Raw genomic sequence first — 9591 nt, 5'->3', positions numbered from 1 at the left:
CCCCCACCCCTGGGGGGCGAAACCCGTTTAAACACCCACCCAACTAGAGAACCCCGTAAACACGGCTTCGTACCGAGTTGCTCGGCGTAGGATGGAAACGTGAGCAACCTCGACAATCTTGATGAAATGACACGCCAACAGCTGGAAACTTTGGCGGGATGGATGAGAGGGAAAAAGACGGTGCTGGTCACGGGGGCTGGCATGTCTACCGACACCGGCATTCCCGATTATCGTGGTAAAGGTAACACCGAGATTCCCTCGGTGGAATACGACCAGTTTGTGAGTGACCCGGTGTGGCAGCGCTGGGTCTGGGCTCGCAACCACCAGACTTGGCAAACCATGTTGTCCCTTGACCCTGCTCCAGCACATCTAGCGCAAGCGAGACTGGAACGTGCCGGGCTGTTGACCGGCATCGCTACCCAAAACGTTGACGGCCTGGATCTGAAAGCCGGGTGTAAGGAAGTCTATGAGATGCACGGTTCTTTCGTGCGAGTGGAGTGCGTGGATTGTGGGGAAGTGACCGACAGGCAAGCGCTGCACGAACGGCTCACTGAGGCAAACCCGGATTATCCACTTGACCTGAATCCTGCGCACGTCGCTATCCTGGCGGTGGCGGACCGGAAAGCCGCTGAGGCCTGCACGTTCAAAACCGTGCCTTGTGAGCGTTGCGGCGGATTGCTGAAACCCGCTGTCGTGTTTTTTGGACAATTGCTGCCCACAGAGGTGATGTCTCGGGCATATGCAGCCGCGGCAAAGGCAGACGTAGTGGTGGTAGTCGGTTCTTCGCTGGTGGTGGGGACAGCGACTTATGTGATGCAGGCCGGCTTAGCAAAAGGAGCTCCATTAGCCATCATCAATCGGGGGCGCACCATGTACGACCGGGCGGCGGACCTGCGTATCGAAGGCGGAGCTTCCCAATGCTTGACGGCCTTGGCGGATTTACTGGGAGCCTGACGGAAGGATAACTCAGCGCCGCTCAGTGGTCCAAAGCCGCGCGCATATCATCAGCTATATCAGTAAAAATCCCATCGACTCCCCAACTGGCGAGTTCTCGAGCGCGGGAAGGATCGTTGACGGTCCACACGTTTATCTGTAGCCCCGCGTCCTTGAGACGCCGAGTTATTTCGGCGGTGAGTCCGCTGTCCTCGGGATGAATCGCGGTGGCGCCGACCTGTTCGCAGCGGCTAATCGCGTCATACCACAGACATTCTTTAGTAAATAGGCAGGCCAGCTGTAGATCGGGACGTTGCTGGTGAATCTGGTACAGAAATACGTGATTGAACGAGCTGATGAACAAATCTTCAGGCCGTACGTCTCGGATTTCGCGTAAAACAGTGTCAATCAACAGACGAGACATAGCGCCGCCAGCTTCGTTAGATTTCACTTCCAGATTGCACTTCATATGGCTTTCTCTGAGGAATGCCAAAAGGTCGGTGAGCAGGGGAATTCTTTCGTGGCGGTAACTGGTGCCGTCACCGAATTTTGCTCCCGCAGAAATCTCAGAGAGATCCGAGAACTTCAGGTTATACATTGAACCGCTGTGGTCTGTGGTACGGTCCAACGTGGAATCATGCAGGATAACAGCGGTGCCGTCTCCCAGAATATCGACGTCAGTTTCCATCCATTCCACACCGGCTTCGTGAGCCAGCCGGAAGGCGGTCATCGTGTTTTCCGGTGCTTTCCGGTTCAGACCTCGGTGCGCAAAAATTTTCATGGTTTCAGTCTAAGGTTGATTTATGGGTGATGGGTTTGAAACTACTGACATGAAAAGTCGAGACCGAGTCGCAAAGTGGTGGACTTTGCGTGAGGACGGCCGAATTCGCTGCGACTTATGCCCCCGTGCCTGTACGCTGCGCGATGGACAAAGAGGATTTTGTTATACCCGGATGGCTCAAGGTCAAAAAATGGTGCTGGATACCTACGGGCGCTGTTCCGGTTTGGGGCTCGATCCCATCGAAAAAAAGCCGCTGTACCATTTCCTGCCAGGTTCTCAGGTGCTGTCTTTCGGAACGGCAGGATGTAACCTGAACTGCCAGTTTTGCCAAAACTGGGACATCTCCAAAGCCCGGGAAAACGACCGTTTAACCACGGCTGTCAGCCCTGGGGAAATCGCGGATTTGGCGGTGCACTACGGGGCACAATCGGTTGCTTTCACCTATAACGATCCCACGATTTTTGCCGAATATGCCATAGACACCGCGAGAGCCTGCCACACTGAGAAACTGCGGACAGTAGCGGTGAGTGCCGGGTATATCTGTGCCGAACCGCGGCGCGAGATGTATGCGGAAATGGACGCAGCCAACCTCGATCTAAAGGGGTTTACTGACGATTTCTATTGGCATTTGACCGGCGCTCATTTGCGCGATGTATTGGAAACTATTGCTTACGTATGCAACGAAACCGAGTGCTGGGTAGAACTGACCACGCTGCTGATTCCCGGTCATAACGATTCTGACACGGAAATTCGGAACCTTGCGAAGTGGATAGTCGAAAATGTTGGACCGGACGTTCCACTGCATTTCTCGGCTTTCCATCCTGATTGGAAGATGCGTGATGTGCCGCGAACCCCGGCAAAAACGTTGCAGCGAGCGCGAGAAATTGCACAAGGTGAAGGAATTCGTTTCGTCTATATCGGCAACGTGCGCGACCGTGAGGGGGGAAGCACGTTTTGTCCCGGGTGCGGAGCTTCACTCATCGTGCGAGACTGGTTCAACGTTTGCGAAAACACGGTTGGGGAGTCGGGACAATGTCCCCGCTGCGCAACTGTCATCCCTGGAGTCTGGACTTAGTCGCTTTTTCCCTCAAGATAAGAGGAAAAAAGTTCATTAGCGGAGCCGCCGAACCAGGTCGCAATGAGCTTAGCCGCTGCTTTTGTCTTCACCCCATTGTGTACCAGCTGTTCCATTTTTTCCAGGTGCTGTGTTGGGGATTCAGCCTGACCCCCGGCGGGTGCTCCTTGGACGACGATAACAATTTCGCCTAACACCTCGGGACGTGAGCGCAATTCGAGATGTACAGATTCCAAGGTACCCCTGATAAATTCTTCATGGGTTTTCGTCAGTTCTCGCGCCAGTGCAGCCGTTCGAGCGGGGCCGAAAACCTGAACCATAGCGTCCAGCGTCTCGATGGTTCGGCGGGGCGACTCCAAGAAAATCAGGGACTCGCTGCGAGCCGAGAGAGATTGTAACGTCTGGTACAAAGCAGCGGGCTTCCGCGGCAAGAACCCCACGAAAGTGAAAGAATCTGTAGGCAAACCCGAACCCACCAAAGCCAGCAGCGGAGCGGAAGGACCAGGGAGAACCGTAAACGGTATTCCAGCCTGTGCGGCAGCTTGGCTCAGTCGAAACCCCGGGTCTGAAATTCCTGGCATTCCTGCATCTGAAACCTGCAGAACCCGTTTGCCGTCGCGGGCTAGGCTCAACAATTCCGGGGTCATCGCGGCTTCATTATGCTCATGATAAGCCAACAGGCGGGCGGACATTTCAATTCCCAGGCGGCGGGCTAAATCTCGGGTCCGACGGGTATCTTCGCAAGCCACGACCTCGGCGGTGCGAAGCGCCTCGCGTAAACGGGGTGAGCCGTCGCCGACATTTCCGATTGGGGTTCCGGCCAGAACTAGGTTTACTTCCTCAAACACCGGGGGATAATCCATGCTCACCGTTCCATTCTTCCATTAAACTTGAGGCGTGAATATCCCACCTCGACCCGCACCTACGGAGTACCGAAACGCTCCCGCATCCGGCCTGGCCCTGCTGCTGCATCCGGGTAGGCCGGCCTTCGTGGGAAGCGCTTTCCGAGCACGGCCCCAACGCGGGGAGCGGGAATACCTCTGGGGATGGCTGGGACCTCTGGTGGTGGCCTTTCTGGTGTTTTTGACTCGGGTGGTGCGTCTGGGGGCAATCAAAACCCTGATTTTTGACGAAACGTATTATGTCAAAGATGCCTACGGCCTAATCAAACGCGGCTACGAAGTGCAGTGGCCTAAAGATTACGACCCCACGTTTATCTCCGGGAGTTTCAAAACCCCGCTGGAAGGTTCTTTCGTGGTGCATCCCACCGTGGGAAAATGGCTGATTGGGCTGGGAATCAAACTGTTCGGCAATCAACCTTTTGGGTGGCGTATCGCGGTCTGCGTGGCGGGCGCGGTAGCGGTCTACCTGGTGGGGCGTATCGTGTGGGAGTTGTTTGGCAACGCCAAAATGGCCACCCTCGCCTCCGTTCTGATGGGTTTGGACGGCGTACAAATCGCCCTGTCCCGCACCGCCATCCTCGACATTATCCTGGAAATGTTTATCCTTCTGGGGGTGCTGTACGTTATTCGCGATCAACTCAGCTATCGCCCCCGGCTAATCGCTGCCCTCCAAGACATCGATGCGGCCAGACACACCGAAAAGCTGCGTCAACGTTTTCGGCGTGCGGGCAGCGAGAGTGCGGAAACCTTGCCCGGCAGCAAGCGCCAGACAACCAACTCCAGCAGAGCCCCTGACTATTCTCGCTTTGCGCTTTCTTGGGGGCCAAGCTATTGGTGGCGGCCCTGGCTTTTCGCGGCGGGCATCGCCTTTGGCCTGGCCATGAGCGTGAAATGGTCGGGGCTCTATGTGGTGGCGGTCTTTGGGATTTTTGTGTTTATTCGAGAGCTATCTGCCAGGTGGCGCACCGAGCCGCGCTGGATTGGGTCGTCAGTCCTGACCGGAGGGCTTCCTGCTTTCGTAAACCTGGTGCCGATTGCCTTCCTGACCTACGTGGTTTCCTGGATGGGATGGTTTACCCATTCACAAGCGTGGGGTCACACCAATCGCGGTTTGGTGGCGGATTGGCTCGATTATCATCGCCAGATTTTTGTTTTCCACACTAACCTGGACGCTACCCACCCCTACATGGCTAATCCGTGGGGCTGGCTTTTGCAGCTGCGTCCCACCTCGTTTTATTACGAAGAAGTGCCGGGAGACTGCGGAGCCAGCAGATGTATTGAGGCGGTCAACTCGTTGGGTAACCCGGTTCTATGGTGGGTCGGATTTGTGGCGTTCATACTGGTTATTGTGGCGGCTTTCGGGTTCCTCGACTGGCGTGCCGGGTTAATCTTCACCGGATATATGGCTACTTGGCTGCCCTGGCTGGTGTATTCCAATCGAACCATATTTACTTTTTACACGGTGGTTATCTCGCCGTTCATGATTATGGCGGTGGTGTATCTGTTGGGTTTGCTGATGGGGGCTTGGCGAATCACCAAAGACCGAAATTGGACCAGTCGATACAATCTGGTGCCTGACTTGAGCCAAGTTTCCCGAGGCGAGTTCATCACTGCCCTGGTAATCGTAGTGTTCATTTTCATGGCGGCAGTGTTCTTTTTCCCCATCTGGACCGGTATGCCTATGCCCGAAGACCACTACGGGTGGCGAATGTGGCTGAATAATCCCAACACGAAGTGGGCATACTGGATTTAGGGAACTTACCGGCGGCGTTAGGATAGAGTCATGACTCATATACTCTCTGCCGTCGCTTGGCCCTATGCTAATGGCCCGCGTCACATCGGGCACGTTGCTGGTTTCGGAATTCCCTCGGATGTTTTTTCCCGCTATATGCGGATGCGGGGCCACGATGTGCTGATGGTGTCCGGCACGGACGAGCACGGCACGCCAATTCTGGTCGCGGCCGAGGCTGCTGGGCTGACCCCGCGAGAATTGGCGAACCAAAACAACCGGGCAATCGTGGAGGATTTGTGTCAGCTGGGCCTGTCTTACGATTTGTTTACCCGCACCACCACGGGCAATCACTATGAGACTGTTCGCGCCATGTTCAAAGTGGTGCGAGATAACGGCTACATGAAGGTGCAGACCACCCGGGGCGCGATTTCTCCTTCCACCGGACGCACCCTTCCAGACCGCTATATTGAGGGGACTTGCCCCATCTGCGGGGCGGAAGGAGCCCGGGGAGACCAGTGCGATGCTTGCGGCAACCAGCTCGACCCCACCGACCTAATTCGCCCGCGTTCCAAGATCAACGGCGAGACCCCGGAATTTGTGGAAACCGACCACTATTTCTTAGATTTACCGGCTCTCGCCAAAGCCTTGAATGAGTGGCTCGACGACCGGGAAAAGAACGGTAATTGGCGCCCCAACGTCATCAAGTTCTCCAAGAACTTCTTAAAAGACATTAAACCGCGGGCTATGACTCGCGATATTGACTGGGGTATCCCCATTCCCGGGTGGGAGGATCAGCCCAAGCGTCTCTATGTTTGGTTTGATGCGGTAATCGGTTACCTCTCGGCTTCCATTGAGTGGGCGCGTCGTTTTGGCAAGTCCCCAGAGGATTGGCGGCAGTGGTGGAATGACCCCGAAGCCCTGTCCTATTACTTCATGGGCAAGGACAATATCGTGTTTCACTCCCAGATTTGGCCCGCCGAAATTCTGGGCTACAACGGGCGCGGAGACTTGGGTGGTCAGCCTGGCGACTTAGGTGTCCTGAACTTGCCCACCGAGGTAGTTTCCTCAGAATTCTTGACCATGGAAGGCAAGAAATTTGCCTCCTCACGCGGAATTGTGATTTATGTGCGCGATATGCTGTCTCGCTACCAAGTCGATGCGCTGCGGTATTTCATCTCTGCGGCGGGGCCGGAAAACCAGGATTCTGATTTTACCTGGAGCGAGTTCGTGCGGCGCACGAACTCCGAGTTGGTGGCTGCCTGGGGCAACCTGGTCAACCGCACGGCCTCCATGATTTCAAAGAAATTTGGCGAGATTCCTCCGGCCGGCGATTTCACGGCTGAGGATCAGGCACTATTGGATGCTGTCGGTGCCGGATTCGAAACCGTGGGTGGCCTCATCGAAAGCCATCACCAAAAGGCTGCTCTAGCAGAGATTATGCGCCTGGTGGGGGAGGCTAACCGCTACGTGACCACCACGGAGCCTTTCAAACTGAAAGACGAGTCGCAGCGCGAGAGGCTCGGAACAATCCTGCACGTCCTAGCCCAGGTGGTGACGGATTTGAACCTGATGATGTCGCCATTCTTGCCGACTTCGTCCAACGCTATTGACAAGGTTCTGGGCGGGACTGGGAATGTGGCGCCCCTGCCGCGAATCGAAGAAGTCGTCGACTTGGACGTGAAAAACGAGGATGGAAGCGACCGCACTTACCCGATTATCACCGGAGATTACCGCAACGCCCCGACATGGGAGCGTCATCCGGTACAGGTGGGGCAAGCGGTGGCGAAACCAGCTCCGGTATTCCAGAAGCTGGACGAGTCTGTCGTTGAGGAAGAACACGAACGGTACGCGAACCTGCTGCATAAGTAACACGAAGTTGCGAGGACGCTGGTGAGTAAACGTAAGTCAAAGCCTAAGGTGTGGCCGCCCGTACCGGTGAGCGGCCAGCCTTTTGACGGCGGGGAAAGACCGTTTGGTACCGGCAGGTTGTTTGACAATCACACGCATCTGCCTTTGCTTCCGGGGGACTATGTCAGCGATTCCGCCGGAGTGCGGCTCAGCGCGGAAGAACAAATGGAACGGGCGGTACAATCCGGAGTGCAACGAGTCGTTGTCTCTCTGTGCAGCCTTCCGGAAGTTCGGGTGCTGGGTTCCGACCGCGAGCGTTTTTCCGGCTCCGCTTTTGAAATGGTGCGGTTTGCGGTGGCCATTCATCCTAACGATGCTCCGCGTCACTTGGGGATTTTGGATACGGCGCCGGATAACGTGGTGCAGACGCGTGAACCCTGGCAGGAAACGTCCCTCGATGATGCTTTGGCGGCGGTGGAGCGGACAGCTCGTGATTTTCCAGAGGCAGTGGTGGCTATCGGAGAAACCGGTTTGGACTATTTTCGCACTGCCGAAACGGGTAAGGAAGCGCAAAAGCAAGCATTTGCGGCACATATCGAGTTGGCGAAGGCCTTGGATTTACCCCTGCAGATTCATGACCGTGACGCCCATCAGGATTGCGTAGAAATGTTGCGGCGCTGCGGGGCACCTCGAAAAACGGTTTTTCACTGTTTTTCGGGGGACGCTGAGCTGGCCGAAATTTTGGCAGAAAATGGCTGGTACGCGTCTTTTGCGGGAAACGTCACCTACCACGCCAACCAAGATATCCAAGCTGGAGCCCTAGCAATGCCGGCACATCTGCGCCTCATTGAAACAGATGCTCCATATCTGACACCTCAGCCCTATCGAGGCCAGCCCAACGCCTCCTATCTGGTTGGACATACCGCGGACTTCTTGGCGGAACTAACCCAGGTTACGAGCGAGGAACTGCGCGAACAGACTTATCGCAATGCCACTGCCGTCTATGAGTTTTAGGATTTATCCTGGTCTGCACCAGAATGTTAGCAAAAGTTAAAAATGTGAAAGTAGTGGTTTTTGTTAACTAAAGATGTACAATAGATAACGAGCTGGACAAAAATATAACGATTCAGTAACATTTTCGTTGATGGAAGAGACTACTACGGACATGAGCGTATCCCCCAAACGAGCCCCGCGCCACCTTCAAACCAAGCCGGTTCGAGGCTCACGAAAGTTTTTTGTACCTCTCGTTGGCGCTCTGGCAGCTACTTTGGTGTTGGGCACCGGCATCGGCACCGCCTTTGCGATGGCGCATAAGACTGCCACCGTGGTTGCGGACGGCAAAGTCCAGGAATTCGGCGGCTGGGGGGCTACAGTATCCGACCTCTTGGCTGAAAACGGCGTGAGTTTCAGCCCTAAAGACTCCATCATCCCCGGACCCAAAACCCCCGTCAAGAGCGGGATGAAGATTACTATTGAAAGCTCTCGGGGGTTAACCGTCACGGTTAACGGCGCCAGGAAAGATGTCGACACGACCGAAAACTCCGCTAGCTCGGCGATTAAAGCACTCTGGGAAGGTCAGGCAGTGCAATTTGTGGGCACCAGCGGCAAGGATTTGCAAGGCGTGCCGTTGGCACTTTTTGCGCCGGGCGAGGTTTACCAGCTGGTCCACGATGGGGCTACCGCGCAGATGAAAGCCGCGAAGTCCGATATCACCCCGGAGGACATCCTTGCTCATAACAAAGTGAAGCTGACCGGCTTGGATACCGTCCAAGTGCTGTTTAACCCCGGTGCGGCGCCTATCGTGCAGGTGCAGCGCATCACGGAAGAAAACGTTACGGCCAGCGAATCGATTCAGTTCGAAACCGAAACTACCACCGATGATTCGAAGTTCACTGACGAAAAGGTCGTGACGCAGAAGGGTGTTGCCGGAGCAAAGGAAATCACCAAGAAGGTGCGCAGCATCGACGGTGTGGTTTCCTCCGAAGAAATCTTGAGTGAAAAGGTTGTTACCCAACCGATCAACGAAAAAGTTACGGTCGGCACGAAGAAACGTCCTGCCTCTCAACCTATTGCCGCAACCGGTGACGTTTGGAGCAAACTGGCATTTTGCGAAGCCGGTGGGCGTCCCGATACGAATACGGGCAATGGTTTTTACGGAATGTACCAGTTCACGTTACCGACTTGGCGGGCAGTAGGGGGTTCCGGTCTGCCTTCTGAGGCTTCGGCAGAGGAACAGACTCACCGGGCTCAGATTCTGCAAGCTCGCTCAGGCTGGGGACAGTGGCCGGCGTGCTCCCGGAAGCTCGGTTTGCGCTAAAAT

The 9591-nt window shown here is 55.5% G+C and carries 8 protein-coding genes; 6 read left to right on the top strand and 2 right to left on the bottom strand.

All coding sequences use genetic code 11. The features are described 5' to 3' along the window. Positions 1-126 precede the first annotated feature (126 nt). Positions 127-954 (top strand): Sir2 family NAD-dependent protein deacetylase, encoded by an 828-nt coding sequence (locus RQ935_RS09490; RefSeq protein ID WP_295027757.1) that lies wholly within the window; start codon positions 127-129, stop codon positions 952-954. A gap of 22 nt (positions 955-976) precedes the next feature. Here RQ935_RS09490 and RQ935_RS09485 read toward each other — a convergent pair whose 3' ends face one another. Continuing rightward, positions 977-1714 (bottom strand): glycerophosphoryl diester phosphodiesterase, encoded by a 738-nt coding sequence (locus RQ935_RS09485; RefSeq protein ID WP_295027754.1) that lies wholly within the window; start codon positions 1712-1714, stop codon positions 977-979. A gap of 22 nt (positions 1715-1736) precedes the next feature. Here RQ935_RS09485 and amrS point away from each other — a divergent pair, with 22 nt between their 5' ends. Continuing rightward, positions 1737-2789 (top strand): AmmeMemoRadiSam system radical SAM enzyme, encoded by a 1053-nt coding sequence (gene amrS, locus RQ935_RS09480; protein WP_311498171.1) that lies wholly within the window; start codon positions 1737-1739, stop codon positions 2787-2789. On the opposite strand, the gene rsmI is transcribed toward amrS, so the two are convergent. Next, positions 2786-3652, bottom strand: coding sequence for a 16S rRNA (cytidine(1402)-2'-O)-methyltransferase (gene rsmI / locus RQ935_RS09475; RefSeq protein WP_311498172.1), 867 nt, complete (start codon positions 3650-3652; stop codon positions 2786-2788). The two genes, amrS and rsmI, sit on opposite strands and share 4 nt — an antisense overlap. A gap of 34 nt (positions 3653-3686) precedes the next feature. Between rsmI and RQ935_RS09470 the strand changes: the two genes are divergently transcribed. The 4 genes from RQ935_RS09470 (at position 3687) to RQ935_RS09455 (ending at position 9588) form a co-directional block, all read left to right on the top strand. Further along, positions 3687-5444 (top strand): phospholipid carrier-dependent glycosyltransferase, encoded by a 1758-nt coding sequence (locus tag RQ935_RS09470; RefSeq protein WP_311498170.1) that lies wholly within the window; start codon positions 3687-3689, stop codon positions 5442-5444. Positions 5445-5474: 30 nt separating this feature from the next. After that, the gene (gene metG / locus RQ935_RS09465) at positions 5475-7292 is read left to right on the top strand and encodes a methionine--tRNA ligase (protein WP_311498169.1); all 1818 of its coding nucleotides are present in this window, start codon (positions 5475-5477) and stop codon (positions 7290-7292) included. Between the two features lie 21 nt (positions 7293-7313). Continuing rightward, entirely contained in the window at positions 7314-8285 is a 972-nt protein-coding gene (locus RQ935_RS09460) for a TatD family hydrolase (protein WP_311498168.1), read from the top strand. A 130-nt stretch (positions 8286-8415) separates the two neighbouring features. Then, positions 8416-9588 (top strand): transglycosylase family protein, encoded by a 1173-nt coding sequence (locus tag RQ935_RS09455; protein ID WP_311498167.1) that lies wholly within the window; start codon positions 8416-8418, stop codon positions 9586-9588. Positions 9589-9591 lie beyond the last annotated feature (3 nt).

The organism is uncultured Mobiluncus sp. (genome assembly GCF_963511525.1).
Lineage (GTDB): Bacteria > Actinomycetota > Actinomycetes > Actinomycetales > Actinomycetaceae > Mobiluncus.
This window is presented reverse-complemented; position numbering and strand designations above follow the sequence as displayed.

Bases quoted from the DNA above. Each gene is read 5' to 3' on its own strand.
- RQ935_RS09490 (WP_295027757.1), top strand. From the start codon at position 127: ATGACACGCCAACAGCTGGAAACTTTGGCGGGATGGATGAGAGGGAAA.
- RQ935_RS09485 (WP_295027754.1), bottom strand. From the start codon at position 1,714: ATGAAAATTTTTGCGCACCGAGGTCTGAACCGGAAAGCACCGGAAAAC.
- amrS (WP_311498171.1), top strand. From the start codon at position 1,737: ATGGGTGATGGGTTTGAAACTACTGACATGAAAAGTCGAGACCGAGTC.
- rsmI (WP_311498172.1), bottom strand. From the start codon at position 3,652: ATGGATTATCCCCCGGTGTTTGAGGAAGTAAACCTAGTTCTGGCCGGA.
- metG (WP_311498169.1), top strand. From the start codon at position 5,475: ATGACTCATATACTCTCTGCCGTCGCTTGGCCCTATGCTAATGGCCCG.
- RQ935_RS09455 (WP_311498167.1), top strand. From the start codon at position 8,416: ATGGAAGAGACTACTACGGACATGAGCGTATCCCCCAAACGAGCCCCG.